General features: G+C 62.1%; 22 protein-coding genes and 1 tRNA gene. 10 read left to right on the top strand and 13 right to left on the bottom strand.

Annotated elements, in window-relative coordinates:
* Positions 1 to 26 precede the first annotated feature (26 nt).
* From cysC to pdxH, 5 genes are all read right to left on the bottom strand, one after another.
* A complete protein-coding gene (cysC, locus tag KSAC_RS03660; RefSeq protein WP_102323536.1) occupies positions 27 to 1,913 on the bottom strand; it encodes an adenylyl-sulfate kinase in 1,887 nt (628 codons plus the stop codon).
* 25 nt (positions 1,914 to 1,938) lie between these two features.
* Positions 1,939 to 2,733: a sulfate adenylyltransferase subunit CysD gene (cysD, locus tag KSAC_RS03655; RefSeq protein WP_102323537.1), complete on the bottom strand. Its 795-nt coding sequence runs from the start codon at positions 2,731 to 2,733 to the stop codon at positions 1,939 to 1,941.
* A gap of 85 nt (positions 2,734 to 2,818) precedes the next feature.
* Positions 2,819 to 3,511, bottom strand: coding sequence for a phosphoadenylyl-sulfate reductase (locus KSAC_RS03650; RefSeq protein ID WP_118963150.1), 693 nt, complete (start codon positions 3,509 to 3,511; stop codon positions 2,819 to 2,821).
* Between the two features lie 166 nt (positions 3,512 to 3,677).
* Positions 3,678 to 4,511, bottom strand: coding sequence for a universal stress protein (locus KSAC_RS03645; protein WP_102324192.1), 834 nt, complete (start codon positions 4,509 to 4,511; stop codon positions 3,678 to 3,680).
* A gap of 125 nt (positions 4,512 to 4,636) precedes the next feature.
* Positions 4,637 to 5,242, bottom strand: coding sequence for a pyridoxamine 5'-phosphate oxidase (gene pdxH / locus KSAC_RS03640; RefSeq protein WP_132304261.1), 606 nt, complete (start codon positions 5,240 to 5,242; stop codon positions 4,637 to 4,639).
* A 199-nt stretch (positions 5,243 to 5,441) separates the two neighbouring features.
* Between pdxH and fabI the strand changes: the two genes are divergently transcribed.
* Positions 5,442 to 6,281, top strand: coding sequence for an enoyl-ACP reductase FabI (gene fabI / locus KSAC_RS03635; RefSeq protein ID WP_102323539.1), 840 nt, complete (start codon positions 5,442 to 5,444; stop codon positions 6,279 to 6,281).
* Between the two features lie 19 nt (positions 6,282 to 6,300).
* Positions 6,301 to 7,392, top strand: a complete 1,092-nt coding sequence (gene aroC / locus KSAC_RS03630; RefSeq protein WP_110547964.1) for a chorismate synthase — start codon at positions 6,301 to 6,303, stop codon at positions 7,390 to 7,392.
* Between the two features lie 161 nt (positions 7,393 to 7,553).
* Here aroC and KSAC_RS03625 read toward each other — a convergent pair whose 3' ends face one another.
* Positions 7,554 to 7,985 (bottom strand): OsmC family protein, encoded by a 432-nt coding sequence (locus tag KSAC_RS03625; protein ID WP_102323541.1) that lies wholly within the window; start codon positions 7,983 to 7,985, stop codon positions 7,554 to 7,556.
* Between the two features lie 280 nt (positions 7,986 to 8,265).
* On the opposite strand from KSAC_RS03625, the gene rpsB reads away from it, so the two are divergent.
* The 4 genes from rpsB (at position 8,266) to parC (ending at position 13,187) form a co-directional block, all read left to right on the top strand.
* Entirely contained in the window at positions 8,266 to 9,051 is a 786-nt protein-coding gene (rpsB, locus tag KSAC_RS03620; RefSeq protein ID WP_102323542.1) for a 30S ribosomal protein S2, read from the top strand.
* 104 nt (positions 9,052 to 9,155) lie between these two features.
* Complete coding sequence (gene tsf, locus KSAC_RS03615) at positions 9,156 to 10,061, top strand: translation elongation factor Ts (RefSeq protein ID WP_102323543.1); 906 nt, start codon at positions 9,156 to 9,158, stop codon at positions 10,059 to 10,061.
* 50 nt (positions 10,062 to 10,111) lie between these two features.
* Positions 10,112 to 10,903 (top strand): DNA repair protein RecO, encoded by a 792-nt coding sequence (gene recO, locus KSAC_RS03610; RefSeq protein WP_132304259.1) that lies wholly within the window; start codon positions 10,112 to 10,114, stop codon positions 10,901 to 10,903.
* Between the two features lie 61 nt (positions 10,904 to 10,964).
* Positions 10,965 to 13,187: a DNA topoisomerase IV subunit A gene (gene parC / locus KSAC_RS03605; protein WP_132304257.1), complete on the top strand. Its 2,223-nt coding sequence runs from the start codon at positions 10,965 to 10,967 to the stop codon at positions 13,185 to 13,187.
* Positions 13,188 to 13,199: 12 nt separating this feature from the next.
* On the opposite strand, the gene KSAC_RS03600 is transcribed toward parC, so the two are convergent.
* From KSAC_RS03600 to KSAC_RS03590, 3 genes are all read right to left on the bottom strand, one after another.
* Positions 13,200 to 13,994 (bottom strand): arginyltransferase, encoded by a 795-nt coding sequence (locus KSAC_RS03600; protein WP_132304255.1) that lies wholly within the window; start codon positions 13,992 to 13,994, stop codon positions 13,200 to 13,202.
* Positions 13,995 to 14,129: 135 nt separating this feature from the next.
* Entirely contained in the window at positions 14,130 to 15,122 is a 993-nt protein-coding gene (hemB, locus tag KSAC_RS03595) for a porphobilinogen synthase (RefSeq protein ID WP_110548435.1), read from the bottom strand.
* An 85-nt stretch (positions 15,123 to 15,207) separates the two neighbouring features.
* On the bottom strand, positions 15,208 to 16,689 hold the full coding sequence (locus KSAC_RS03590; RefSeq protein WP_132304253.1) for an amino acid permease: 1,482 nt from the start codon (positions 16,687 to 16,689) through the stop codon (positions 15,208 to 15,210).
* Positions 16,690 to 16,878: 189 nt separating this feature from the next.
* Between KSAC_RS03590 and glyA the strand changes: the two genes are divergently transcribed.
* The gene (glyA, locus tag KSAC_RS03585; RefSeq protein WP_279433734.1) at positions 16,879 to 18,165 is read left to right on the top strand and encodes a serine hydroxymethyltransferase; all 1,287 of its coding nucleotides are present in this window, start codon (positions 16,879 to 16,881) and stop codon (positions 18,163 to 18,165) included.
* Between the two features lie 124 nt (positions 18,166 to 18,289).
* Here the strand turns inward: glyA and KSAC_RS03580 are convergent, their stop codons facing one another.
* Both KSAC_RS03580 and KSAC_RS03575 read right to left on the bottom strand, forming a co-directional pair.
* Complete coding sequence (locus KSAC_RS03580) at positions 18,290 to 19,306, bottom strand: M14 family metallopeptidase (RefSeq protein ID WP_132304249.1); 1,017 nt, start codon at positions 19,304 to 19,306, stop codon at positions 18,290 to 18,292.
* A 214-nt stretch (positions 19,307 to 19,520) separates the two neighbouring features.
* A complete protein-coding gene (locus KSAC_RS03575; RefSeq protein WP_132306092.1) occupies positions 19,521 to 20,642 on the bottom strand; it encodes a DEAD/DEAH box helicase in 1,122 nt (373 codons plus the stop codon).
* A 111-nt stretch (positions 20,643 to 20,753) separates the two neighbouring features.
* On the opposite strand from KSAC_RS03575, the gene KSAC_RS03570 reads away from it, so the two are divergent.
* The 3 genes from KSAC_RS03570 to KSAC_RS03560 all read left to right on the top strand — a co-directional run bounded on the left by KSAC_RS03570 (position 20,754) and on the right by KSAC_RS03560 (position 24,103).
* Positions 20,754 to 21,716, top strand: a complete 963-nt coding sequence (locus tag KSAC_RS03570; RefSeq protein WP_132304247.1) for a mitochondrial fission ELM1 family protein — start codon at positions 20,754 to 20,756, stop codon at positions 21,714 to 21,716.
* A gap of 41 nt (positions 21,717 to 21,757) precedes the next feature.
* Positions 21,758 to 23,650, top strand: coding sequence for a hypothetical protein (locus KSAC_RS03565; protein WP_132304245.1), 1,893 nt, complete (start codon positions 21,758 to 21,760; stop codon positions 23,648 to 23,650).
* 66 nt (positions 23,651 to 23,716) lie between these two features.
* A complete protein-coding gene (locus tag KSAC_RS03560; RefSeq protein WP_102323553.1) occupies positions 23,717 to 24,103 on the top strand; it encodes a hypothetical protein in 387 nt (128 codons plus the stop codon).
* Positions 24,104 to 24,288: 185 nt separating this feature from the next.
* Here KSAC_RS03560 and KSAC_RS03555 read toward each other — a convergent pair.
* Positions 24,289 to 24,363 (bottom strand) — tRNA-Val (locus KSAC_RS03555).
* Between the two features lie 70 nt (positions 24,364 to 24,433).
* On the bottom strand, positions 24,434 to 25,945 hold the full coding sequence (locus KSAC_RS03550; protein WP_132304243.1) for a YifB family Mg chelatase-like AAA ATPase: 1,512 nt from the start codon (positions 25,943 to 25,945) through the stop codon (positions 24,434 to 24,436).
* Positions 25,946 to 26,123: the final 178 nt, after the last annotated feature.

Here is a 26,123-nt window from a genome sequence, read left to right as displayed (position 1 = left end):
GCCCCCGGGGGAGCAGGCCCGCGCAGTTACGAACGCTGGCGGTCCGCCGCACTGTCAATGCGGATCGCATCACTGATGAAGGTGGCAAGCTTTGCCGCCGTTTCATCGCTGGTGCGCTCTGCCGTCTCCAGCCGCAGGGCGGGGTTGGCAGGGGCTTCGTAAGGGGCGTCGATGCCGGTAAAGCCTTCGATCTTGCCCGCGCGTGCCGCAGCATACAGACCTTTGGGGTCACGCTGTTCGCAGGTGGCCTGCGGCGTGTCGATGAAGATTTCATGAAAACCTTCGCCAACGATCTGACGGGCCAGTTCCCGGTCCGCGACGGTGGGGGAAATCAGCGCCACGATCACGACCTGACCGCTTTCAGCCAGAATCCGGGCCACTGCCGCTGCACGGCGCACGTTTTCACGCCGGTCCGCATCGGAGAAGCCAAGGTCCGAACACAGCCCCGCGCGCAGCGTATCGCCATCAAGCACCGATACATCGATCCCGCGGGCGAACAGCCGGTTTTCCGCTGCACGGGCCAGCGTGCTCTTGCCTGCGCCGGGCAGGCCGGTCATCCAGAACACACCGCCACGGTGTCCCTTGGCCTGCGCGCGATCCCACAGCGAAACGGCGCTGCCGGTGGGGTGAATGGCGTTGCGCCCCGCAACACTTTCGGCAACACCCATCAGCGGTGCGCCGCCCACGATCTGCTGGTTACGGTCGACCAGCACGCCACGACCGTCCGCCGTGCCCGGCAGGAAGGGGTCGAACAGCATGGTCTCGGATACGGCCAGCGTGATCTCGGCAAAGCCCTCGGGCGGAACTTCCTCAGCAGGCTGTTCGGTCAGGTCCTCAAGGCGGACAACGGAGTCAATTGCCGCGACCGTAACCTGATGTTCAGCCGTGGCCAGACGCAGCTTGAAGCTTTCGCCCACACGCAGCGGTTCCTGACGCAGCCAGAACAGGCGCGTGCGGATGCGGGCCGCGCGCAGCGGCGATTCCGATGCCGGAAACAGGAAATCGCCACGATCGGGGATCACGTCGGGTTCCAGCGTGACAGCCACGGACTGACCGGCAATGGCGGCAACCTGCGGTGCTGTGTGCCAGCTTTCGATCGTGGCGATACGCGCGCGGGCGCCATGCACGCCAACCACCACTTCATCACCCACGCGGATACGACCGCGTTCGATACGACCGACAACGACACGCTTGCTGTCAAAACGGTAGACATCCTGCACCGGCAGGCGCAGCGGCAGGTCGGCGCGGGAAGATGGTGCGGGCACCTGCGCCAGCGCTTCGGTCAGGGTCGGACCCTTGTACCATGCCATCCGTTCGGACCGGTCGGCGATATTGTCGCCTTCACGGGCGGAAGCGGGAACGAATACGGTCGGCTCGATCTCAAGCTGGCGCAGCAGGTTGGTCACGTCCTGTTCAGCCGCTTCGATCTTCTGCTGGTCGTAGTCGAGGATATCGACCTTGTTCATCAGCACGATGACATGACGGATGCCGATCAGACGCAGCAGCATGGCGTGGCGGCGGGTCTGTTCCTGCGCGCCTTCGTTTGCGTCAACCACCAGCACGGCGGCTTCGGCATCGGCAGCGCCCGTAATCATGTTGCGCAGGAACTGGCGGTGGCCCGGCGCATCAACGATCACGAACTGCCGCGTTCCCAGCCGGAAGGGAATGCGGGTGGAATCAACGGTCACGCCCTGATCGCGCTCGATCTGGAGACTGTCGAGCAGGAAGCTCCATTCAACCGTCAGGCCGCGCTTCTTGCTGGATTCGATAATCTGCGCGACCCGCCCTTCGGGCAGGCTGTCGGTATCGTACAGCAGGCGACCGATCAGCGTGGATTTGCCGTGGTCAACATGGCCCACGATCACGATGGGGGTGGCTGCGTCCTGCGGGGCAGGGGTCGGGATTGTACTCATTGTGTTGTAACTCCGTCCTGTCCGCTCAGAGATAACCGGCCACGCGCAGGCGTTCGAACGCATCCTCGGATTCATGATCCATGGCACGTCCCGCGCGTTCGGATGTGCGGGACGTTTCCAGTTCCGCAATCACTTCTGCTACCGTCGAGGCATTGCTTTCGACCGGGCTGGTGATGTCCTGATCGCCCAGCGAGCGGTAACGCTTGCCGTCCCTGGCGAAATACAGATCGACCAGCGGAATGTTCTCGCGTTCGATATAACGCCAGATGTCAATCTCGCGCCATGACAGCAGGGGATGGACGCGCACATGCATGCCGGCTTCATGCGGGGTGGCGTACTGGTCCCAGAATTCCGGCGGCTGGTTGCGGACATCCCATTTGTGGCCGGAGCCGCGGGGGCTGAACACACGTTCCTTGGCGCGGGTGGCCTGCTCGTCACGCCGGATGCCGGCGATCACGCCCGCAAGCTTGTACCTGTCGATCATCGCGGCAAGTCCTGCGGTCTTGCGCGCGGCGGAACGCGCGGCAGGCGGCAGGGTGGGATCGATTTCCTCAACCGGCGGACAGTCGCCCAGCAGCAGTTCGAGGTTCCATTTCTTGGTATATTCATCACGGAATTTGTACATTTCCGGGAATTTCTTGCCGGTATCCACATGCATGACCGGGAACGGCACGCGCCCAAGAAAGGCCTTGCGCGCCAGCCAGACCATGACGTTGGAATCCTTGCCCAGCGACCACAGCATCGCCAGCGGCTTCAGCTTCCGGTACGCTTCACGCATGATGAAGATACTCTGGGCCTCTAGTTGGTCGAGATCGTCCATGGATTACAGACCTTCCGTAACAGGAAAGAAAACAGGAAAAGTAGATGGCCCCGAAACCGGGCCGATGAAAGGGGACAGGCTGGCCTCACCCCGCCGCACGGACGTGAATACCACATTCCGTCTTGGATTGCCCGGCCCAGCGACCCTTGCGCGGATCTTCACCTTCGCCAACCGGTCGGGTGCAGGGCGCGCAGCCGATGGAAGGATAGCCGCGCAGCGTAAGCGGATGGCGCGGCAGGTTGCGGCGCGTCATCTCGGCATCAAGTTCGCGTGGGGTCCAGCTTATCAGCGGATTGATCTTGATCTTGCCATCTTCGGTGGCTTCCACGACCGGCAGGCCCTGCCGGGTGGCGGCCTGTGAACGCTTGCGGCCCGTGATCCACGCATCGAAGGGGATCATCGCCTCATCAAGCGGTTCGACCTTGCGCAGCGCACAGCACGCATCCGGGTCGAAGGCCCATAGCTGGCCTTCGGGGTCACGGTTCATGATCTGCTTTTTGGCGGGATGCAGGTCGCGCACGTCGCGCAGGTTCAGGACGCGGGCCAGTTCCTGCCGGTATGCCAGCGTTTCGGGGAAATGCTGGCCGGTTTCAAGGAACAGGACCGGGACCGCAGGATCGATTTCGGCTGCCAGCGCCAGCATGACCGCTGATTCCGCCCCGAAAGAAGAAACAAGAGCAATGCGTCCGCGCAGTCGCGTCAGGGCAACGCGAAGCACTTCGGATGCGTTCTCACCCGCCTGCTTCAGTTCTGCCACAATGTCCGCATCAATGCGCATAATATCCCCCAGACCAGATTTTACACTAGGCTATGGCGTTCTTTTCACGCCACACCTAATCCCCGTGGGGCGTAAAATCAAGGCGTCTGGCTGTAGATATACGTTTTTGCCTGCTTGTTTCTTCTATATCCCCTCCGGTGCGCCGATGATGGACGACTCTGGCGGTTCAGCGGCTCATCAGGACGGCAATATCACTGTTTTCCAGCATATGCCGCGTTACGCCCCCCAGTATCATCTGGCGCAGGCGGGAATGTGAATACGCCCCCATTACCAGCAGGTCGGCATCGAAGCTGTGGGCTGTCGCCAGCATGTCTTCCCCCACCGGGCGATAATCACTACCAAATTTGTGAATAGTGGCGGCGATGTCATGTCGTGCAAGGAAAGCGGCGACATGCCGGGCATCCGGGCCAGGGCGCTGGTAGGCCGGACTGTGCACGATATGCACTGCATCCGCGCGGCGCAGCAGGGGCAGGGCGTGATGAATGGCCGACGCGGCTTCAACCGTACCATTCCAGCCGATACAGACGCGCCGGCCGACAGTTTCGGTCGCCACGGGCGGAACGATGATGACCCCGCGTCCGCTTTCGAACAGTACGGCATGCAGCGTATCGGAGGAGGAGACATCCCCTTCCGGGTTGGGCTGGCGCACGACCACCAGATCCGAAAGCCGGGCCTGAAAGGATACGATGCTGCGGGTATGGCCGGTATGGGTAATGAAACTGGCGCTGGGGCCGTGTGGGTGGTGGGTCTCGGCCTTTACAACGGGAATATGGGTGCGCTGGATGAAGTCATTGAAAAGCTGGTGGACACCTTTCAGTCGCGATGCGCTTTCCTTCAGCGCTGCCGCGATCATGTCTTCCACCATTGCGCCCGACATCCCTTCACCGACGAGGGGACCGATTTCCTGCATGTCAGTACCCACATGCAGGACCGAAAGATGTGCATTGAACATGGAAGTAAGATAGCCGCCAACCTGAAGGGCGCTTTCCGCGTTGCTCATCCCCGCCAGTGGCAGAAGTATACTACGTATGCACATCAACGTACCTCATGCTCCGTTCATCCGGGGAGACGTGCAGGCAGGTCCCCCCCGGATGAAAACGGATCACGCGGCGTTAAGTTCGGGCATCAGGGATAAAGCCGCTGTGTGCTCCACCCTTCGCCCTGCCGGTCCCATACGACGCGGTCATGCAGGCGGTAGGGGCGGTCCTGCCAGAATTCGAAATGCTGGGGCACCACGCGAAAGCCGGTCCAGTTGGCCGGGCGGGGAATGACGGCATCGTCGCCGGGGTAGCGGGCCTCAAGCTCGGCAATCGCTTTTTCAAAAACGGCGCGGTCCGTCAGCGGATGCGACTGGTTGGACGCAATCGCCCCCAGTCGCGATATGCGGCTGCGGCTGGCGAAATAGGCGTCCGCTTCGGCCGCACTGACCGGTTCCACCGGGCCTTCTATGCGGATCTGGCGGCGGATGCTTTTCCAGTGGAACAGCAGGGCCGCATGGGGATTGGCCTTGAGATCGGCAGCCTTGCGGCTGTTGAGGTTGGTATAGAACACGAACCCGCGCCGGTCCGCCCCCTTGAGCAGGATCATACGGACCGAAGGCCGCCCTTCCGCCGTTGCGGTGGCCAGTGCCATGGCGTTCGGGTCATTGGGTTCGTGTTCGCTTGCATCGCGCATCCAGGCATCGAACAGGTCGAACGGGTCCGCATCCAGGGCGATAAGGGGAGGGGTCATGAATTTCAGGTTCCGCAATGCTGTCTGCCGCGCATCCGGCCCATCCGGGCTGGAATGCGAAACATATGGAAACATAAGGTAAGTTACCGCGTGAGGAATATTCGCTACAATTGCGACACTCGGCATCTTGTCCGAAACGGCTGCTTGTGCAACCACGAGGCCGAAAATTCATCCGCCATTTATCATTAAGGATAATAACATGTCAGACGGCGCGCCCAAAATCTCCGCCAAGGGAACACTGATGAAGGGGAAGCGGGGACTTGTTATGGGGGTGGCGAATGACCGCTCGATCGCGTGGGGCATCGCGCGCGCCGTGGCCGAACAGGGGGGCGAACTGGCCTTCACCTATCAGGGGGAAGCGCTGGGCAAGCGCGTGCGTCCGCTGGCGGAATCGGTCGGGTCGTCGCTGGTCCTGCCCTGTGACGTATCGGACGACGCCGCGATTGACGAGACCTTTGCCGCAATCGAAAAGGAATGGGGCAAGATCGATTTTCTGGTCCATGCCATCGGTTGGGCGGACAAGCAGTTCCTGCGCGGGCGCTATGTCGATACCCCGCGTGATGCCTTCCTCAAGGCGCTGGACATTTCGTGCTATTCCTTCACTGCTGTCGCACGCCGCGCGGCCAGCATCATGAACCCCGGCGGGTCGATGCTGACGCTGACCTATCTGGGGGCCGAGCGCGTCATGCCCCATTATAATGTGATGGGCGTGGCCAAGGCGGCACTTGAGGCTTCGGTGCGCTACATGGCGGTCGATCTGGGCAGCGATGGCATCCGTGTCAATGGCATCTCGGCTGGGCCGGTCATGACGCTGGCGGCCAACGGCATTGGCGATTTCCGCTATATCCTGAAATGGAACCAGTACAATTCCCCGCTGGAACGCAACGTCTCGCTGGAAGAAGTTGGCGGGGCGGGGCTGTACATGCTGTCCGATCTGTCCGGTGGCGTGACGGGTGAAATCCACCATGTTGATTCCGGCTACCATATTGTCGGCATGAAGAACCCGACCGCGCCGGACATCACGGTCGCCGGTAACTGATTGCGGGAAGTCTGCCCTTATGTCCCATAACACTTTCGGCCATCTGTTCCGCGTCACCACGTGGGGCGAAAGCCATGGCCCGGCCATTGGCTGCGTGATTGATGGCTGTCCGCCGCGCATCCCGCTGGATGTATCCGACATCCAGCCGTGGCTTGACCGCCGCCGTCCGGGGCAGTCGAAATTCACCACCCAGCGGCAGGAAGCCGATCAGGTCGAAATCCTGTCCGGTGTGTTCGAGGGGCAGACAACCGGCACCCCCATTTCCCTGCTGATCCGCAATACTGACCAGCGTTCGCGTGACTATGGCGATATCGCCACCCGTTACCGCCCCGGCCATGCCGATGTTGCTTATGACATGAAATACGGCATACGCGATTATCGCGGTGGTGGGCGGTCTTCTGCCCGGGAGACGGCCATGCGGGTGGCGGCGGGGGCCGTGGCGCGCAAGGTACTGGGGCAGGGCGTGCGTATCCGCGGTGCGCTGGTCCAGGTCGGTCCGCATGCGGTCGACCGCGCGCGGATGGACTGGGATATGGTGAATGCCAATCCGCTGTTCTGTCCCGATGCTTCGATCCTGCCGGTATGGGAAGACTACCTTGCCGATATCCGTAAGAAGGGTTCGTCCATCGGCGCCGTGATCGAGGTGGTGGCCGACGGGGTGCCGCCGGGACTGGGTGCGCCGATATATGGCAAGCTTGATTCCGACCTTGCCATGGCGCTGATGAGCATCAATGCCGTCAAGGGGGTCGAGATCGGGGAAGGGTTCGCTTCCGCCTGCCTGACGGGTGAGGAAAACGCGGACCCGATGCGGATGGAAAATGGCGCGCTCCGGTTCGCGTCCAACCATGCCGGTGGCGTGCTGGGGGGGATTTCCACCGGTCAGCCGGTCGTGGCCCGCTTTGCGGTCAAGCCCACCAGCTCGATCCTGACCCCCGTTCCCTCCGTCACGCGCGAAGGGGAGAACGTGGATGTCATGACCAAGGGGCGTCATGACCCCTGCGTAGGTATCCGTGCCGTGCCGGTGGGCGAGGCGATGATGGCCTGCGTTCTGGCCGATCACCTGCTGCGCCATCGGGGGCAGGTGGGCAATCAGGAACCTGTAATTTTGTGAAGTTGCCCGGATTGCCACCTGCCTGACCATGTCGATCAGGACGGGATGGGAAGATGTCAGTTGGTCGAGGCCTGACGGAATGCCACGTCCGCCATGAAGCGGATGGTGCCTGAGCATGAGGGCGGGCGGGGAACGCCATCCGCTCCCCGCCATTTGCCGGTTCAGCCTTTCAGCTTGGCATCCAGCGTGATCGTTGCATTGAACAGCTTGGAGACCGGGCAGCCTGCTTTCGCCTTTTCCGCCAGTTCCCTGAACTGTTCTTCCGTCGCGTTGGGGATTTCGGCTTCCAGCGTCAGCTTCGCATGGGTGATGGCAAAGCCTTCGCCCTGCTTGTCCAGCACGATTTCGGATTTTGCATCGAGCGACGTGGCCGTAAGCCCCGCCCCGCCCAGAATGCCCGACAGCGCCATGGCGAAGCACGCGGCATGGGCTGCGCCCAGCAGTTCCTCGGGGTTGGTGCCGGGTTTGTCCTCGAAACGGGTATTGAAGCCGTAGGGCTGCTGCTTCAGTACCCCGCTCTGGGTCGAGATCTCGCCCTTGCCGTCCTTCAGTCCGCCTGACCAGTGTGCCGTCGCGTATTTGGTGATTGCCATGGGGGATCGGTCCTTATGTCCGTTATCGAAATATCTGGCCGCGCGCATACGGCGCGGTGGATGGTGTCGCATCCTTGCGCAGCCTAACCCGTGCTCGGGAAAAAAGTTGCATCATGGCCGGGATGCTGGCCCACGGCTCTTGCAATGCGCGCCGAAAACGGCCATATCCCGCCACGGTCCCGCGTTGGGGCCAATTCGCACGTGAAGCCAGTACCTCTGGTGTCCTGAAAAACAGGGCGCGCTTCACGGAGGATAAACCAGACACAAGGATCAAGCCGAAATGGCAATGCCTGAATTCACCATGCGCCAGCTTCTTGAAGCCGGCGTGCACTTCGGTCACCACACCCGCCGCTGGAACCCGCGCATGGCGCCGTACCTGTTCGGTGTGCGTAACCAGGTTCACATCATCGACCTGCAGCAGACCGTTCCCATGCTGGACCGTGCGCTCAAGGCGATCCGTGACACCGTGGCCGGTGGCGGTCGCGTGCTGTTCGTCGGCACCAAGCGCGCTGCGGCAGACCAGGTCGCGGAAGCGGCGAAGCGTTGCGGCCAGTATTACGTCAACCACCGCTGGCTGGGCGGCATGCTGACGAACTGGAAGACCATTACCGGTTCGATCAAGCGCCTGCGTGGCATTGACGACATGCTGGAAAACGGCACCCAGGGCCTGACCAAGAAGGAAGTCCTGGACATCACCCGCGACCGTGAGAAGCTGGAGCGTTCGCTCGGCGGCATCAAGGAAATGGGCGGCCTGCCGGACATCCTGTTCGTGATCGACACGAACAAGGAAAAGCTGGCGGTTGAAGAAGCCAACAAGCTGGGTATCCCGGTTGTGGCGGTGCTGGACAGCAACTCCGACCCGCGTGGCGTGACCTTCCCGATCCCGGGTAACGATGACGCCATCCGCGCCATCGCGCTGTATTGCGAGCTGGTTTCGTCCGCAGTGCTCGATGGCATCTCCGCCGAGCTGGGCGCGTCGGGCGAAGACTTCGGCGCTGCCGAAGAACTGCCGGTTGACCCCGCCGTGGAAGCAGCCGTGACGGAAGCCGCCGCAAGCGCGGAATAACATCATTGCGTCGTGGTGGCATGACCCCGCGACGCTACTGACACAGCAAGGACACGCCCCGCAGGATTGCGGGGCGTGCGCCTGTCGTGAGGAGTATCAGGATAATGGCGGAAATCACCGCAGCACTCGTCAAGGATCTTCGTGAGCAGACCGGCGCGGGCATGATGGACTGCAAGAAGGCGCTCAAGGAAGCCGAAGGCGACATCGAAGGCGCGATCGACTGGCTGCGCAAGAAGGGCCTTTCGGCTGCTGCCAAGAAGTCCGGTCGTGTGACGGCTGAAGGTCTGGTTGGCGTGGCGCAGGCCGACAACAAGGCTGCCATGGTCGAGATCAATGCCGAAACCGACTTCGTGGCCCGTAACGAGCATTTCCAGAACTTCGTATCCGAAGTGGCGCATGCCGCCCTTACGGTTGGCGACGATCTGGAAAAGCTGAAGGCAGCCGTGCTCAAGAGCGGTCGCAACGTTGCCGATGAACTGACGCACCTGATCGCCACCATTGGCGAAAACATGTCCATCCGCCGTGCGCGCGTGCTGAGCGTGCCGTCGGGCGTGGTTGCGACCTACGTTCATTCCGCCGTCAGCCCCGGTCTGGGCAAGATTGGCGTTCTGGCTGCTGTTGAAGCACCGTCCGCCAGCGATGCGCTGGAAACGCTGGGCCGTCAGATCGGCATGCATGTCGCGGCGACCCGTCCGGCTGCGCTGGACGTGAACAGTGTTGACCCGCAGGCGCTTGAGCGTGAGCGCGCGGTTCTGGTGGAACAGGCCCGTGCATCGGGCAAGCCGGAAGCCATCATCGAAAAGATGGTCGATGGCCGTATCCGCAAGTTCTACGAAGAAGTGGTGCTGCTGGAGCAGGTCTGGGTGCATGATGGTGAAAGCCGCGTGCGCGAGATCGTCAAGAAGGCTGGTGCGAAGCTGATCGGTTTCGACCGCTTCCAGCTTGGCGAAGGCATCGAGAAGGAAGAAAACGACTTTGCCGCTGAAGTGGCAAAGGCTGCTGGCAACTGATCTGAGTTGCCGGTTTCCGGTTTTCTTTACGCAAGGGCGGGTGCTTCCTGATGGAATGGGAGGCACCCGCCCTTGTGCTATCTGCCACCCCGTATGGGGAAGGCAGCGCGATTGTCCATGTGCTGACGGGCGAATACGGCCTGTATCATGGGCTGGCCCGTGGCGGATCATCCAGCCGGGGCCGCGCGGTATGGCAGACCGGCAATCTGGTGCGCGCGCGCTGGGTTGCCCGCCTGTCCGAACAGCTTGGCACGATTACGGCTGAAACGGTGCATGCGTCTGCCGCGCGCATACTGGATTATCCGGTGCCGCTGGCCATGCTGGCTTCCCTGTGCGCACTGGCTGATGGCAGCCTGCCGGAACGCGAGCCCCATCTGGCCGTATTTCAGGGGCTGACCAGCCTGCTGGCGCGCATAAGCCTCGACCCTGAATGGGCGGAGCGTGAAGGCATGGCGGAAGTCGTTCGGTGGGAACTGCTGCTTCTGTCCGAACTGGGTTTTGGTCTGGATCTGGGGCACTGTGCGCTCGGTGGGGACAGTGGGGATCTGAAATGGGTCTCGCCGCGTACGGGACGGGCCGTGTCGGATGAGCGGGCTGGGGAATGGCGCGACCGCCTGCTGCCGCTTCCGGCTTTCGTTCTGGACCCCGATCAGGTGGGTACGCCGCAGGACTGGTATGACGGGCTGCGCCTGTCCGGTCATTTCCTGCATCGTGACGCGTTTGGACAGCGCCACCGTCCCGTGCCTGAAGCACGGGGCAGACTGGCGGATATGATTGCCCGTAAGGCCGATATCGTGCCACCCGGTCAGGCGGGTGAGGACGAGGCTGCGGAACCCGACTGACACAACCCGGTGGACAAACCGTAAAGTTTCGCTATCTGTTCACCTGCGGGAGGAAGATTGCATGCCTGTGGACACAACAGCCGGTCATATCGAAGATACCAAGCTGGCCGATGCGCTGAGCGAACGCTATCTGGCCTATGCCATGTCAACCATCATGTCGCGCTCGCTGCCCGATGTGCGCGACGGGCTGAAGCCTGTGCATCGGCGCATGATCTATGCCATGCAGCAGCTCAGGCTGGATCCGTCCGCCGGGTTCAAGAAATGCGCCCGTGTGGTGGGCGATGTGATCGGTAAATACCATCCGCATGGCGATGCTTCGGTTTACGAGGCGCTGGTCCGGCTGGCGCAGGATTTTGCCGTGCGCTACCCGCTGGTCGAAGGGCAGGGCAATTTCGGCTCGATCGACGGTGATAACGCGGCGGCCATGCGGTACACCGAATCCCGCCTGACTACTGTCGCCAAGGCACTGCTGGAAGGCATTGACGAAGACAGCGTCGATTTCCGCCCCACCTATGATGGCGAGGAGCAGGAACCTGTTGTCCTGCCCGCGGCCTTTCCCAACCTTCTGGCCAATGGCGCGGCCGGTATCGCCGTGGGCATGGCCACAAGCATCCCGCCGCATAATGTAGGGGAAATCTGTGCCGCCGCCCTTGCCCTGATCCGCAAGCCTGGTACGACGACGGCGGAACTGATGGCGCATATGCCCGGTCCCGACTTTCCCACCGGTGGCAGCATTGTCGAAGATGGTGAGGCCATGGTCCGCGCCTATGAGACGGGACGCGGCGCATTTCGCATCCGCTCGAAGTGGGAAGTGGAACAGGGCCGTTTCGGTACCTGGCAGATCGTGGTGACGGAAATCCCGTATCAGGTGCAGAAGTCGCGCCTGATTGAACAGGTCGCCGATCTTCTGGAACAGAAAAAACTGCCGCTTCTGGCGGATATCCGTGACGAGAGCGCGACCGATATAAGGCTGGTTCTGGAGCCGAAATCACGCGGGATCGAACCTGCGGTGCTGATGGAAACCCTGTTCCGCGCCACCCAGTTTGAAAGCCGTTTCAGCCTGAACATGAACGTGCTGGGTGCCGATCAGGTGCCCGGCGTGCGGAGCCTGAAGGATGTGCTGCAGGCGTGGCTGGACCATCGGCATGACGTGCTTCTGCGCCGTAGCGCCAACCGGCTTGTGGCCGTTAACCGGCGGCTTGAAATTCTCGACGGGTTCCTTGCGGTCTATCTCAACCTTGATGAGGTGATCCGCATTGTCCGCGAAGAGGACGATGCGAAAGCCGCCCTTATGGCCACGTTCAGCCTGACGGAGCTACAGGCGGATTCCGTGCTGAACATGCGCCTGCGCAGCCTGCGTCGGCTGGAAGAAATGGAAATCCGCAAGGAGCACGCCGCCCTCAGCGCCGAAAGGCAGACCCTGCAGGATCTGCTGGATCAGGAAGGGCTGCGGTGGAAGCGCATCGCATCCGAGATAAAGGAAATCCAGAAAGCCTTCGGAAGTGGCGCGCTGGGTAAAAGACGCAGCACACTGGCCGCCCCGCCGCCCGAGATTGATGTTGAATCGGCCCTGCCGGTCGAACGTGATCCCCTTACGGTCGTCCTGTCGCAGCAGGGCTGGATACGGACCGTGCGCGGGCATGGACAGGATCTGCAGGCGCTCAGGTTCAAGGAAGGCGACGGGTTGGGCATGTCGGTGGAATGCTACAGCAATGACCGGCTATGTGTATTCGCCACTGATGGCCGTGCGTTTACCCTGCGTGTGGGTGATCTGCCGCGTGGTCGCGGCGATGGCCAGCCCCTGCGGCTTATGATCGACCTTTCAAACGATCAGGACATCATCACGATGTTCCCCGTTGATGATACCCGCAAGCGGCTTCTGGCTTCCAGCAGTGGACGCGGCATGGTGGTGGCTGAAACAGCCATGACGGCGGAAAAGCGCACGGGCAAGCAGGTCCTGAACCTGAAAGATGAGGAAAGCGCGCTGATCTGCGTGCCAGCCGAAGGCGATCATGTGCTGGTGCTGGGGCAGAACCGGCGCATGCTTGTGTTCCCGCTGGACCAGTTGCCTGAAATGTCGCGTGGGCTGGGTGTGATCTTGCAGAAATACAAGGACGGCGGCCTGCGCGATGCGGTGGTCTTCACCGCGGAAACAGGGTTGGCATGGCCGGACCCGGCTGCAGTACGCAACCGTTCCTTTGCCGATCTGCGCGACTATCTGGGCAAGCGCGCCGAGATGGGCAGGCAGGCTCCTGCCTGGGCGACCCGCAAGCCGCGCGGTTAGGGATCTGCGGACTTATCCTGCCGGTGGATGAAACAGTCCATCCGGCAGGAAAGCACTCTGCCGTGCCTGATCCCTGCCATATTCCCCCAGATCCAGATCATGCCAGATGCCGCGCGTCATGATCTGCGCGGGACGGAAACGGGCCTTGTAGGCCATCTTGCGGCTTTCGTTGATCCAGTAGCCTAGGTACAGGTAGGGCAGGCCCATCATGCGGGCATGGCTGATCAGGTACATCACGGCGAATGTCCCCAGTGACCGATGCTGAAGCGCGGGATCATAGAAATCATAAACAGCGGAAAGCCCGTCATCGAGCTGATCCACCAGCGCGACGCAGGCCAGCCTGCCTTCGGGATCGCGGAATTCGATCATGAAAGTTTCGATCGGCGTATCTTCGATCATGGCCCGGTAATCGGGAAACGTCATGGATGCCATGTCGCCGCCTTCATGCCGGGCATGCTGGTAGGCGCTGAACAGGTTGAACTGTTCCGGTGTGGCGCGTGGCGGCACGGGAAAGCCGTGCAGCATGGCGTTGCGACGCAGGGCGCGCTGCTGCGTGCGGCTGGGGGTAAAGCGGTCCACCGGCACGCGGATGGGCGTGCAGGCCGTGCAGCTTGCGCAGACCGGGGCATAGGCAATGGTGTGGCTGCGACGGAAGCCCGCACGGGACAGGCGGTTATGGAAAGATATGGCTTCCGCGCCGCCAATTTCGGTCACGACCTTGCGTTCCATGCGTCCCGGCAGGTAGGGGCAGGGCATGGGCGCTGTGGTATAGAATAGCTGCGGATGCCGTGGCGATGTGTATGTCATGCGCTCTCACCAGCCGAAAACAGGAAGCAGCCCGGCGAACAGGAAAAACAGACTGCCCGTATCCTGTACGGTTATCATATTTTCCCTGTCGCAGGCATCAACTATCCTGTTGAATGCATGCCGCTTGTGGGCCGGTCAGGCCCGGAGCAGGCGCGCGGCCTCCAGCGCGAAATAGGTCAGTACCCCGTTGGCGCCCGCGCGGCGGAAGGACATCAGGCTTTCGATGATGACGCGGTCACGATCCAGCCAGCCATTCTGGATGGCGGCCATCAGCATCGCGTATTCACCCGACACCTGATAGGCGAAGGTCGGCACGGCAAATTCCTGCCGCACGCGCTGGATGATGTCCAGATACGGCATGCCCGGCTTGACCATGACCATATCCGCACCTTCCTGCAGGTCCAGCGCCACTTCACGCAGGGCCTCATCACTGTTGGCGGGGTCCATCTGGTAGGTTTTCTTGTCACCCGTCAGCAGGCCACCAGATCCCAGCGCATCGCGGAACGGTCCGTAGAAGGCGCTGGCGTATTTGGCGGCGTAGGACATGATGCGGGTATTGACCAGACCATCGCTGTCCAGTGCCTCGCGGATGGCGCGTACGCGGCCATCCATCATGTCGGACGGGGCGATGATGTCGATCCCGGCGGCGGCCTGATTGACCGCCTGCGTTACAAGGATGCGGACCGAGGGATCGTTGACCACGTAGCCGTTTTCGATCAGCCCGTCATGGCCGTGGCTGGTATAGGGATCAAGCGCGACATCGCCGATCAGGCCGATCTGCGGGAATTCCTTTTTCAGCAGGCGCGCGGCACGACACATGAGGTTGTCGGGATTGGTTGCTTCGGTCCCGTTTTCATCACGCAGGTCCGTGGGCGTTATGGGGAACAGGGCGATGGCGGGAATATCCAGTTTCGCCGCCGGTTCCACATGGGCTGCAAGCCGGTCCAGACTGACACGCTGCACGCCGGGCATGGAGGCTACATCGGTAACCGAAGCCGTGCCTTCGGTAACAAAAATCGGCCAGATGAGGTTATCGGTCGATAGCGTGTTTTCGGATACCAGTCGCCTGGTGAACCGGTCGTGCCGGTTGCGCCGCGGCCGTACATGGGGAAATTGACCGATACTCATCCAATCCAACTCCAGCTATGGGATGGGGCCGACTATGGTCCCGCCGCTACCCTATGCCAAATTATGATCCGGTAATGCACGCCCTTCAGTCCTTCGGGCGCATGGCAGGCATGACCTTGCCCAGTCGGCTATGGCGCACACCATAAATCCCGTAAACGACCAGTCCGATTGCCAGCCACCCGACCAGCCGCAGCCATGTCAGCGCGTCGAGCGAGACCATCATCACAAGGCAACTGAGAATACCGGCCACCGGTATCACCATCCCGCCGGGCACGCGGAAGACGCGCGGGCGGTCCGGTTCACGCACGCGCAGCACCATCACGCCCACACACACGATGACAAAGGCCAGCAGCGTGCCGATGGAAGTCATATGCGCCAGTTGTTCGATGGGCAGAAACGCCGCCAGCACGCCCGTCACGGCCATGAAGAACAGGTGGCACGCAACCGGTGTGCCCCAGTTGTGGTGGGTGCGGCCAAACATGGGCGGCAGCAGGCCGTCGCGCGCCATGGCGAAGAAGATCCGGCTCTGCCCCAGCAGCAGCACCAGAATGACCGACAGGAAACCACATATGATGCCAAGCTTGACCGCAGCCTTCAGCCAGCCAAAGGGTGTCTGGTCAATGGCCGTGGCTACGGGGGCGGCATCGCCGATCATATCGTGATAGTTGACCAGTCCCGTCAGCACGAATGAAAAGGTGATGTAGACCACCGTGCAGATCGCAAGGCTGCCCATAAGGCCGATGGGCATGTCGCGGCCCGGATTACGTGTCTCCTGCGCTACGGTCGAAACCGCATCGAACCCCAGATAGGCAAAGAAAACCGTCCCCGCCGCGCGCAGGATGCCCGATATGCCGTAATGCCCGAATTCCCCGGTATTGGGCGGGATGAAGGGGGTATAGTTTTCGACCCTGATATACGGCAGTCCGCATGCGATCACGGCGACGATGACCGTAAGCTTGATCGCCACCACAATGGCGTTCATCCGCGCCGATTCAGAAATCCCGCGCATGAGCAGCAGGGACAGCGCCATGATGACGAATACGGCAGGCAGGTTGGCCAGTCCGTGTACCGGCTGGCCGTCCGCCATGCCCACCACCTCGAACGGGGAAGCCATGAGGCGGGGCGAAAGGTGAATACCCCATTCATCAAGCAGGGATCGCATGTAGCGCGCCCAGCTTACGGATACGGCTGATGCCCCCACGGTATATTCCAGCACGAGATCCCAGCCGATGATCCAGCCCATCAGCTCACCCAGCGAGGCATAGGCATAGACATACGCGCTGCCCGCCGCCGGAAGCATGCCCGCCAGTTCACCGTAACACAGCCCGGCAAAGGCGCAGGCTATGGCGGCCAAAGCGAAGGAAATGATGACCGCAGGACCGGCATTGCTGCCTGCCGCGATCCCTGTCAGCGAGAACAGCCCAGCGCCGATCGTGGCCCCCACGCCAAGGGCCATGAGGCTGGCGGGGCCAAGCACGCGCTTCAGCCCCGCATCATCCGTGGGCGCGCCCACCGGCAGCCTGCGCAGCCATGCGCGCAGAAGGCCCGCTCTCCTGTTCGTGTTCATGCTGCCCTCTTTGGGGATGGGGGGAAAACAGCTTCGGTCAAATCGGGCGGTCTCCGTCATTTTGGCGTTGTCTAAACGCCCCTATATGGCGCACATAGCAGGCCTGTCCCCATACGTGTCATATCCGCGTCATTACCCGGAAAAGACAGTTGATCCAAGGAATGGAGAATCATAACGGTGCCGGACCCTATCAGCCAGACTGACCTGAAACAGTTTTTCCGCGCCCCGCTGACGGAAGCGGACCCGGATGTTGCTGCGATCATTGGCGCGGAACTGGAACGCCAGCGCGACGGTATTGAACTGATTGCGAGCGAGAACATGGTGTCGGCCGCGGTGATGGCGGCGCAGGGCAGCGTGCTGACCAATAAATACGCCGAAGGCTATCCCGGCCGCCGCTATTACGGTGGCTGCGTCGAGGTCGACAAGGTCGAGACGCTGGCCATCGAACGCGTGAAGAAGATGTTCGGCGCGGAATTCGCCAACGTGCAGCCCCATTCCGGCGCCAACGCCAATCAGGCGGCCTTCATGGCGATGGTCAGGCCGGGCGATACCGTCATGGGCATGAGCCTTGCCGCCGGTGGCCACCTGACGCATGGCGCGGCCCCGAACTATTCCGGCAAGTGGTTCAACGCCGTGCAGTATGGTGTCCGCCGTGAGGACGGCCTGCTGGACTACGAGGAAATGGAACGTCTGGCCCGCGCCGAAAAGCCGAAGCTGATCGTCGCCGGTGGCTCCGCCTATCCCCGCATCATCGACTTTGCCCGCTTCCGCGCCATTGCCGATGAAGTCGGTGCGTACCTCATGGTCGACATGGCCCATTTCGCCGGGCTGGTGGCGGCCGGTCTGTATCCGTCGCCCCTGCCGCATGCCCATGTGGTCACGTCCACCACCCACAAGACCCTGCGCGGGCCGCGTGGCGGGCTGATCCTGACCAATGACGCGGATCTGGCGAAGAAGATCAATTCCGCCGTGTTCCCCGGCCTGCAGGGCGGTCCGCTCATGCATGTCATCGCCGCCAAGGCCGTCGCCTTCGGCGAGGCGCTGCGCCCCGACTTCCGCGCCTATCAGGAAGCCGTGGCCAATAACGCCCGCGTGCTGGCGGAGACGCTGGTCGCCAGCGGCTTCGACATCGTGACCGGCGGCACCGACTGCCACCTGCTGCTCGTTGACCTGCGGCCCAAGGGTGTGACGGGCCGTGCGGCGGAACGCAGCCTTGAACGTGCGGGCATCACCGCCAACAAGAACGCCATTCCCTTCGACCCCGAAAAACCCGCCATCACCTCTGGCATCCGCCTTGGCAGCCCGGCGGCCACCGCACGCGGCTTTGGGGCGGCGGAGTTCCGGGAAGTCGGCCTCATGATTGACGAGGTCCTCACCGCCCTTGCCCGTGAAGGCGGCGAAGGCTGCCCCGCCACGGAACAGGCCGTCCATGCGCGCGTCAAGGCGCTGTGTGCGCGGTTCCCGATCTACGCCTGAATGACCTGCGGCCCTGCTCCGGTTACTGATCCGGGGCAGGGGCGTCATTCATGAATCGGTAATGGCAGGTTTTTCCCTGCCTCTCCCACCTTCCGACCGGTTCCGCAGTGTGTGAAACTGCTGCCTATTCCCTGACGGCGCGGGCGAAGCGCACGGCGGTCTGGCCACAGGCCGGGCGCAGGTTGGGCATGACCAGCATGCACCGGTCATAGGGGGTGCGGATTTCATCGTCCCCGTCAAATGCGATTACGGTTCCGCCTGTCGGCACGACCGCGCCACTACGGAACGGACGGGTGAAGCGGAACGCACCACTACGGGCGGTTATCACATCCGTTACAATGCTGTGGCGTTGCGGTGCGCCCTCATCGGTCCTGATGGGCAGGCCGCAGCATGGGCCGATCAGGGACAGGACGGCCTGCATCGTACGCTCCACGGTATCCGTCTGCCAGTGCTGTCCGGCTTCAAGCAGGCAGGCCGCGGCGGAACCTGGGGCAGAGAAGCGGGGATGGTCGATCAGCCTGCATCCTGCCTGATGACCCCTGTCTGCCACACTCAGACTGATCCCGCGTATGCGCTCCGCCAGCCTGTGTCCCCTTGCGGATATGCCGGTCAGTACCAGCGGATCACCCGGCCAGAGCATGGAATGCAGGTCCAGCAGGCGATCCGCGGTCAGGATCACCGGCAGCAGAAGCCGCGCGCGATCCAGTTCATGCGAGCTACGCGCGCCATCCAGCAGGGCTGGCGACCATACACGGTTCATGTCCTCGTCCACGAAGCGTGAGCGGATGGGATCGGCAGGGTTGAAAAGGGTCATGGCCTCCGGATTGGCGAAGACCAGTGAAAGCCGACCGGCGCGCGGGCGGATGCGTTCACGCAGCAGGCGGTCGAGCACAATGGCCCCGGCGAATTCGTTTCCATGGATCAGGCTGACACATACCGTATGCGGGCCGGGCCTGCGCCCTTCATAATGCATGACGCCGGGGACGCCGCAGTTACCTTCCAGCCATGGGGTGAGGTCCGGCGGTGCAATTTCGATTTTCCATCGTGGCAGGGGCGACGGTGGTGGCGGCAGCCGGTCCATAAACGGGTGGGAGCGTTCGACCCGTACGGGCAGGCGTGTATCATCCGGCCCACAGGTCATGTCACGCGTGATTCCGTGTTCTGCACACAAGGTCGCCCATGCCCACAGGCATGGTTACGCATGACATCCGTAATCATCATAAAATGCAGTTTATCCAGCCCGGACCACACGGCAAGGGCAGCGCGTGTGGCGGAACATGACAAATGCATGACCGTGCCCGTAGGGTGATTGCGGCACCGGAATGGCAAACGGGCAGAGACTTTAAAAAAGGCCGTTATTCCGGCAGGGGGGCGATCCGTATGCGCTGGCCGGTCAGACGTTCGATGTCCTTCAGGGCATGACGTTCTTCGGGCGCGCACAGGGCGACGGCCATGCCACGTCGCCCGGCCCGGGCCGTGCGGCCAATGCGATGCACATAGGATTCGGGCTGTGGCGGAATGTCATGGTTGATGACCAGGGCTATGTCGTCGATGTCGATTCCGCGCGCCATCACATCGGTTGCAACCAGCACGCCCACGCGGCCCTGCCGGAAATCACGCAGCATGCGCTCGCGCCGGGCCTGTGAATGTTCGCCATGAATGGCGACAGCCGGGGTCAGGGCTGAAATGGCGCGCGCGATACTGTCGGCTTCCTGCCGTGTGCGGACAAACACCATCACGCGCTGCATGCCGTAATGGCGCAGGCATGCCAGCGTCGCCGCCGTCTTGTGCCGCATGGGCACGAATATCGCATACTGGGCGATACGCGGGGTGGGGGCCTGTTCGGCATCTACGCTGATACGCACGGGACGATGCAGGAGGCGGGCCGCCAGTTCGGCCATGGCCGGTGGAATGGTGGCGGAAAACAGCAGGGTCTGGTGACGTGCGGGCAGCGCCATGGCCAGCGCCAGCATTTCTTCGGCAAAGCCGGGTTCGAGCATACGGTCGGCTTCATCAAGCACGAAGTGGCTGATGCCGGACAGGTCCAGTTCCCCACCACGCACCAGGTCGATCACGCGGCCCGGTGTGCCGACAGCAACCGCGACACCTTCCGTCAGTGTCCGGACCTGTGCGGCCCGGGGTGCGCCGCCGGTGGCCTGCAGCACGCGCAGTCCGCTACCGCGCGCAAGTCCCCGGATTACGCCTGTGATCTGTCCGGCCAGTTCGCGGGTGGGCGACAGGATGATGCAGCGCACCCGGCTGTTATCTGCCGTAACGTCCGCAGCGTCTTTCGCTGGCTGCATCAGCACCGACAGGATTGGCGCTACGAAGGCGATGGTCTTGCCGCTGCCCGTGCCCGCGCGGGCTTCCACATCCCGGCCCGACAGCACCGGGGGGATGACCTCGCGCTGGATCAGGGACGGCGTGGGAAGCCCCATGCGTGTAAGGGCGGCTACCACGCGGCTGTCCAGCCCCATGCCGGAAAATGTCGGTTCTGTCTCGCTCATTGCTGCCCCATAGCGCGCCTGCGCCGCAGACAAAAGGGGCAGGGCATTGACGGCCGCGCCAATGTCCCGCCAGAAGGGCGAATGGCTGACGCAACAGGTACCGCAACCGTTATCGCAGCAGACCTTGCCGGCATGCGGTCCCAGACCTTCGGACTGGCACGCCGGGCCGGACTGGAACCGTGCCTGCATGCGCTGGTCCCCCGTGGGATATGGCGTCATGTTCCCGCCGCATGGTGGCCTGCGCCGCTACGTGCGGTAGAACCGCTTGGCCTGCCCGATGATTACCGTGAGCATCCCGTCATCAGCATCGGGGGAAGCGGCGGGGCGGTTGGCGCGGCGCTGAGGCGGCAGGGTGCGCGTGTCATACAGGTACAGAATCCACGCCTGCCGCCATCCCGGTTCGATCTTGTCATTGCCAACCGCCATGACAGGATTACCGGCCCCAATGTCATCCTGACACGCACCGCGCTGCATGGCGTCACACCGGATGTTCTGGCGCAGGCGGGGCTGGAATGGGCGCCACGCCTTGCCCATCTGCCCCGTCCGCTCGTGTCGGTTCTGGTGGGTGGGGGCAACGGGCGCTTCCGGCTGGGCGCGGCGGAAGGTGCTGCCCTTGCCGCCCAACTGGCCACCATGATGCGACGCGATCGTGTGGGCATTGCCCTGACACCTTCGCGCCGCACCGATCCATCGGTCACCGCACTGCTGCAACAGGCGCTGCCGGGACCGGATGCGTGGATATGGGACCAGACCGGGCCTAACCCCTATCTGGGGTTGCTGGCCTGTGCTGATGCCATCGTGGTGACAATGGACAGCGTTTCCATGATTTCGGAGGCCGTGGCGACGACGGCGCCCGTCATGGTGGCGGCCCTGCCGGGAAAGTCGCGTCGGATCGGACAGTTTCTGGGGGACCTGACACAGGCGGGTCGTATCCGTCCGTTCGGGGGGCGACTGGATACATGGTCGGCAACGCCGCTGGATGATACCGCCATGGCGGCCCAAGCCGTGCGTGCGTGTCTGGGTCCGGGGGGATCAACGCAATAATAACGCTCCCCCATGCTGGCAGAGTGGAATAAAAGGGCATCATGCTTGGCATTCGTACCTTTGACCCGCTTACGGGCGGCAACATGGCCTACAAGGCCCTGACCCATCCACTGGCGGCGGAAAAGCTGGCGGAGCTGGCCGACCGACTGGTGGCAAACGGGCCGGTTGCGGTTTATGACCCGCACGGAATCGTGGAAACCGCGCTGGCGCTGCTGCCGGTGTCGATCAGGGTAGCCGGGCTTTACACCCATGATTCGCTTCAGGTCGGTCAGTCCTGTGCGGGAATGGTCATGCAGCCGCTGGTCGATCTGACCCAAAGTGAGGCAGCCAGTGTGTGGGCGCTGGATTTCAGTCATGCCATTATGGAATCCCGCCTGTCCGGCCTGTTGCCGGAGGGGTGCGCCCTGCATACGCTGGCATCCACCCGCCTGCCTGACAGCATGCTGTCAGTTGCACATACCTATCTCGATCCCCTTAATTTTGGCACCAATCTCGCCTTTTTCCGGGATACGGCGGATTTTTCCACCCGTCTGGTCTCGGCCAATTACTGGGCGCGGTATGGGGCCGGTAACGTAAGGCTGTGGCTGCGTCTGTTCAGTCAGGATGGACAGGTGCTGCATACATGGGAACAGCCGGTATCGCACGCAGGACAGGCCATCATTCTCGATAGTGCCGAAATCCGCGACCGGTTTGGCCTGCCTGAATTTACCGGCCAGTTGTTTATCCATGCACAGGGTATCGCGGGGCATGATGTCGTCAAATATGCGCTTGAAACACGCGGACGGGGGGACAGCGCCAACAGCCTGTCCGTAACCCATGATGCCAATGCGTGGCCCGCGATGCGTTACGCCAATCTGCCTGCTCCGGCGGAGGATGAGGACGTGGTGCTATGGCTACAGAACAGTCACGCCCTGCCGGTCGCGTCCGGTAGCATGAGCCTGAACCGCATGGGTCATGACCGGCATGTGCCGTTTATGCGGCCACTCGCCCCCTATGAAACCGTCGCCGTGCATGTTCAGGATATCCTGCCAGATCTGAAATGGCCGGAGCAGATCGAATTCCGTGCTGGCGGTTACGTGGTACGGCCGCGTTATGAGATCACGCGCCGTAACCGGACCCGTATTGCGCACCTGAATGTACAGCGTGCCGACCTGCGCACCGATCCGGGTATTGAAAAGCTGGACCCGCGTTTTTTCGGGCGCGGCTACCTGCTGCCCTTTCCCGTGCCAGATCCGGCGCGTTACCGCACATTGATCCAGCCTGCCCCCATGGCTGAAAGCCTGTGGACCATGCCGGTTCGCGTGGACTGTTTCAACAGGGATGGCCATGCAGGGGCATCGCACTTCATGGGGTGCCTGCCGCGCGATCATGCGGAGGTGCTGGATGTAAGCGCCCTGACCGGGACGGAGGGGCATGCGGAACTGGTTTATGATTTCCGGGACGGAGGGGAAGCGGATGGCTGGCTGCATGCCCTGGTCCGTTATGAGGACCGCGAGACCGGGCATGAGGCCGAGACCAGCTTCGGTTCGCATATCTTCAATACCGTCATGACCTATCGTGGTGAGCCGCAATCCTACGTAGGCAGGCCACCGGGACTGTCCACCCGACTGTTCCTGACGGCGGCAACGACCGAGCCGTTCAGTTTCTGCACGCTGATCTATCCCGCATCGGCTTCATGGAACCCGATGTCGGACACGTCGCTGTACCTGCATGGGGCCAACGGAAGTGTAATCGCGCAGGAAAAGATCGGCATTCCCATGTCAGGCTCCCGCACGATCTGGCCGCATGAGGTCTTTGGCATGCAGGCCATCCAGCGCGCAGGCGAAGGCGGGTATGTCCTGATCCGCGATACGACCTGTCGCCTGTTTGGCTACCATGGGCGCATGATACGGCGGGAAGGGCGTTTTTCAGTCGATCATATGTTCGGTTTCTGACACCGCAGTGTATCCATCACGAAGGACGGTCGGGATCATGCAACGGAAACGGAGGGAGAGTGTACGATGATCGTGCAGGACACCAATTATTTCTGCGATATGCCCGAAGACATGAAATATCTGCGGGACCGTAACCCGCCGCAGAATTTTCTGGAACAGAACATGATTTTCGTCCTGCCTGAGCGGTTGCGGAAATTCCGCAGGAACCTTTTTCACGTCAGGCGTACGGATTCAGATGCGACCGTGTATGCCCCGCTGTTCCGCGTGCGCTGCATAAGCGAACACGACCCCATACCGGAGGGATATGACGGACCGTTCGACGTTTTTCCCTTTTATACCAATCCGACCCGAAAACGCCGTCGGACACTGGATTACTATGTCCTGTTTCTGTTTCAGGACAAGCTTTCCTATGTCAAATGTAGCGAGGGCGTTACCCGTATTCCAGCAGGATAGACACGTCTGTAATCTGGAGCAGGACGGAAGAAAACTACGGGAATAGCACCACGGCCTGCCATGAAACGGTCGTATTACGCCATGTATGTGATGTGATAGCAGGACAGAAATCGGGCACAGAAAAGCTGTCCCGTTATGGGGCAGGTCGTTTACCAGACTGTATTTTGGGAGAGGCTGAAGCCGGATGGTGGGTGCGACAGGGATTGAACCTGTGACCCCCGCCGTGTGAAGGCGATGCTCTACCGCTGAGCTACGCACCCATCCGCTTCGGTGGGGCCTTATTAGTCCAGCGGGGCAGGGTGCGCAAGAGGGAAAAATACATCCCCGGCGCTATTTTCCACCGGGGCGGCGCATGCGATAGGCCAGTGCCTCGGCAATATGGGCACGTTCGACATCTTCGCAGGCCGCCAGATCGGCGATCGTGCGTCCCACACGTAGCAGGCGGGTAAAGCCACGGGCGGAAAGACTCATCTTTTCAGCAGCCTGAACGGCAAAATCACGCGCAGAAGTGGTTATGCGGAACGCGTCGGTCGGGGCTTCGGCATTGCGCAGTTCATCCTGCCGTTCGCGTTGTCGGTAGACCGCTTCCATTACCCTTTCAGCGACAATGGCGCTCGGTTCACCGCCGCTGATTTCCGCAATCCGGGTCAGGGGCACCGGCTCCACATGAACAGCCATGTCCAGTCTGTCCAGAAGGGGGCCGGACAGGCGGGCCTGATAATCCTCGCCACAGCGTGGCGCCTTGCGGCATTCCTGCGCCGCGTCGCCCAGATAGCCACATTTGCACGGATTCATCGCGGCAATAAGCTGGAAGCGGGCAGGGTAGGTGACATGGGCCGCCGCGCGGGCGATGGATATGGAACCGGTTTCCATGGGCTGACGCAGGATTTCCAGTGCGGAGCGGGAAAATTCTGGCAGTTCGTCCAGAAACAGCACGCCGCGATGCGCAAGGCTGACTTCGCCGGGGCGTGCGCGGGCGCCGCCACCACTTAATGCAGCCGGGCTGCTGGTATGGTGCGGATCACGAAATGGCGGCCTGCTGACGGGCTGGCCGTCTTTCAGCAGGCCGCCAATGCTGTGAATCCGGCTTATTTCCAGCATTTCCGTCGTCGTCAGATCAGGCAGGATACCCGGCAGGCGCGCGGCCAGCATGGATTTTCCGGCACCGGGCGGTCCCACCATCAACAGGGAATGGCGACCGGCGGCGGCGATTTCCAGTGCCCGGCGGCCCGTTTCCATGCCCCGGATATCGGCAAGGTCGGGCAGGGCGGTCATGTCCTGTTCGATACGCGATGGCAGTTCGACGGGGTCGATAACCTGCTGCCCCCGGAAGTGATTCAGCAGTTCGGGCAGGGAGCGGACGGCAAGGATATCCATGCTCTCACTGGCCCAGCGGGCCTCGACACCCTGCCTTGCGGGGCAGATCAGCCCCAGCGACAGGGCTGATGCCGCAATGGCAGCAGGTAACACGCCACATACCGGGTTTACGCCGCCATCAAGCGAAAGTTCGCCCAGCGCCGCATAACGCTGCGCCAGATCGCCCGATAACAGGCCCATGACGACCAGCAGCGCCAGTGCGATGGGAAGATCGAAATGCGATCCTTCCTTCATCAGGTTGGCGGGCACCATATTGACCACGATGCGTTTGGCGGGCAGCGCCAGTCCCATGGCGGACAGGGCTGCACGCACGCGTTCGCGCGATTCATTGACGGCCTTGTCCGGCAGTCCAACAATCAGGAAGGATGGCAGGCCCACGGACAACTGGACCTCGATCTTGACGGGAACGGCTTCGATGCCGGAAAAGGCAAAGCCACAGATGGATGCAAGCGCCGTATCAGTCATGGCATGATGATGCCGGATCGTGAACGGGTTGGCCATGATGGAACATGGGAAACCGGCATGAAGCACGACGTAAACGGCCCCGCATTGCTATTTGTTGGCATAATATTTCTTATAAAACTTTTAGATGCGTAGAGAGGGAAGCCTTCCATCATGGCTGGCCGCCTGCTTCTGGTCCTGT

The sequence above is a fragment of the Komagataeibacter saccharivorans genome (assembly GCF_004348195.1).
Taxonomy (GTDB): Bacteria; Pseudomonadota; Alphaproteobacteria; order Acetobacterales; family Acetobacteraceae; genus Komagataeibacter; species Komagataeibacter saccharivorans.
The sequence above is the reverse complement of the archived record's forward strand: the minus strand, read 5'-3'. Positions and strand labels throughout refer to the sequence as shown.

Excerpts from the sequence above, each read along its gene's own strand:
- cysC (WP_102323536.1), bottom strand. The coding sequence starts at position 1,913 with ATGAGTACAATCCCGACCCCTGCCCCGCAGGACGCAGCCACCCCCATC.
- cysD (WP_102323537.1), bottom strand. The coding sequence starts at position 2,733 with ATGGACGATCTCGACCAACTAGAGGCCCAGAGTATCTTCATCATGCGT.
- KSAC_RS03650 (WP_118963150.1), bottom strand. The coding sequence starts at position 3,511 with ATGCGCATTGATGCGGACATTGTGGCAGAACTGAAGCAGGCGGGTGAG.
- KSAC_RS03645 (WP_102324192.1), bottom strand. The coding sequence starts at position 4,511 with ATGAGCAACGCGGAAAGCGCCCTTCAGGTTGGCGGCTATCTTACTTCC.
- pdxH (WP_132304261.1), bottom strand. The coding sequence starts at position 5,242 with ATGACCCCTCCCCTTATCGCCCTGGATGCGGACCCGTTCGACCTGTTC.
- fabI (WP_102323539.1), top strand. The coding sequence starts at position 5,442 with ATGTCAGACGGCGCGCCCAAAATCTCCGCCAAGGGAACACTGATGAAG.
- aroC (WP_110547964.1), top strand. The coding sequence starts at position 6,301 with ATGTCCCATAACACTTTCGGCCATCTGTTCCGCGTCACCACGTGGGGC.
- KSAC_RS03625 (WP_102323541.1), bottom strand. The coding sequence starts at position 7,985 with ATGGCAATCACCAAATACGCGACGGCACACTGGTCAGGCGGACTGAAG.
- rpsB (WP_102323542.1), top strand. The coding sequence starts at position 8,266 with ATGGCAATGCCTGAATTCACCATGCGCCAGCTTCTTGAAGCCGGCGTG.
- tsf (WP_102323543.1), top strand. The coding sequence starts at position 9,156 with ATGGCGGAAATCACCGCAGCACTCGTCAAGGATCTTCGTGAGCAGACC.
- recO (WP_132304259.1), top strand. The coding sequence starts at position 10,112 with ATGGAATGGGAGGCACCCGCCCTTGTGCTATCTGCCACCCCGTATGGG.
- parC (WP_132304257.1), top strand. The coding sequence starts at position 10,965 with ATGCCTGTGGACACAACAGCCGGTCATATCGAAGATACCAAGCTGGCC.
- KSAC_RS03600 (WP_132304255.1), bottom strand. The coding sequence starts at position 13,994 with ATGACATACACATCGCCACGGCATCCGCAGCTATTCTATACCACAGCG.
- hemB (WP_110548435.1), bottom strand. The coding sequence starts at position 15,122 with ATGAGTATCGGTCAATTTCCCCATGTACGGCCGCGGCGCAACCGGCAC.
- KSAC_RS03590 (WP_132304253.1), bottom strand. The coding sequence starts at position 16,689 with ATGAACACGAACAGGAGAGCGGGCCTTCTGCGCGCATGGCTGCGCAGG.
- KSAC_RS03580 (WP_132304249.1), bottom strand. The coding sequence starts at position 19,306 with ATGACCTGTGGGCCGGATGATACACGCCTGCCCGTACGGGTCGAACGC.
- KSAC_RS03575 (WP_132306092.1), bottom strand. The coding sequence starts at position 20,642 with ATGGGGCTGGACAGCCGCGTGGTAGCCGCCCTTACACGCATGGGGCTT.
- KSAC_RS03570 (WP_132304247.1), top strand. The coding sequence starts at position 20,754 with ATGGCTGACGCAACAGGTACCGCAACCGTTATCGCAGCAGACCTTGCC.
- KSAC_RS03565 (WP_132304245.1), top strand. The coding sequence starts at position 21,758 with ATGCTTGGCATTCGTACCTTTGACCCGCTTACGGGCGGCAACATGGCC.
- KSAC_RS03560 (WP_102323553.1), top strand. The coding sequence starts at position 23,717 with ATGATCGTGCAGGACACCAATTATTTCTGCGATATGCCCGAAGACATG.
- KSAC_RS03550 (WP_132304243.1), bottom strand. The coding sequence starts at position 25,945 with ATGACTGATACGGCGCTTGCATCCATCTGTGGCTTTGCCTTTTCCGGC.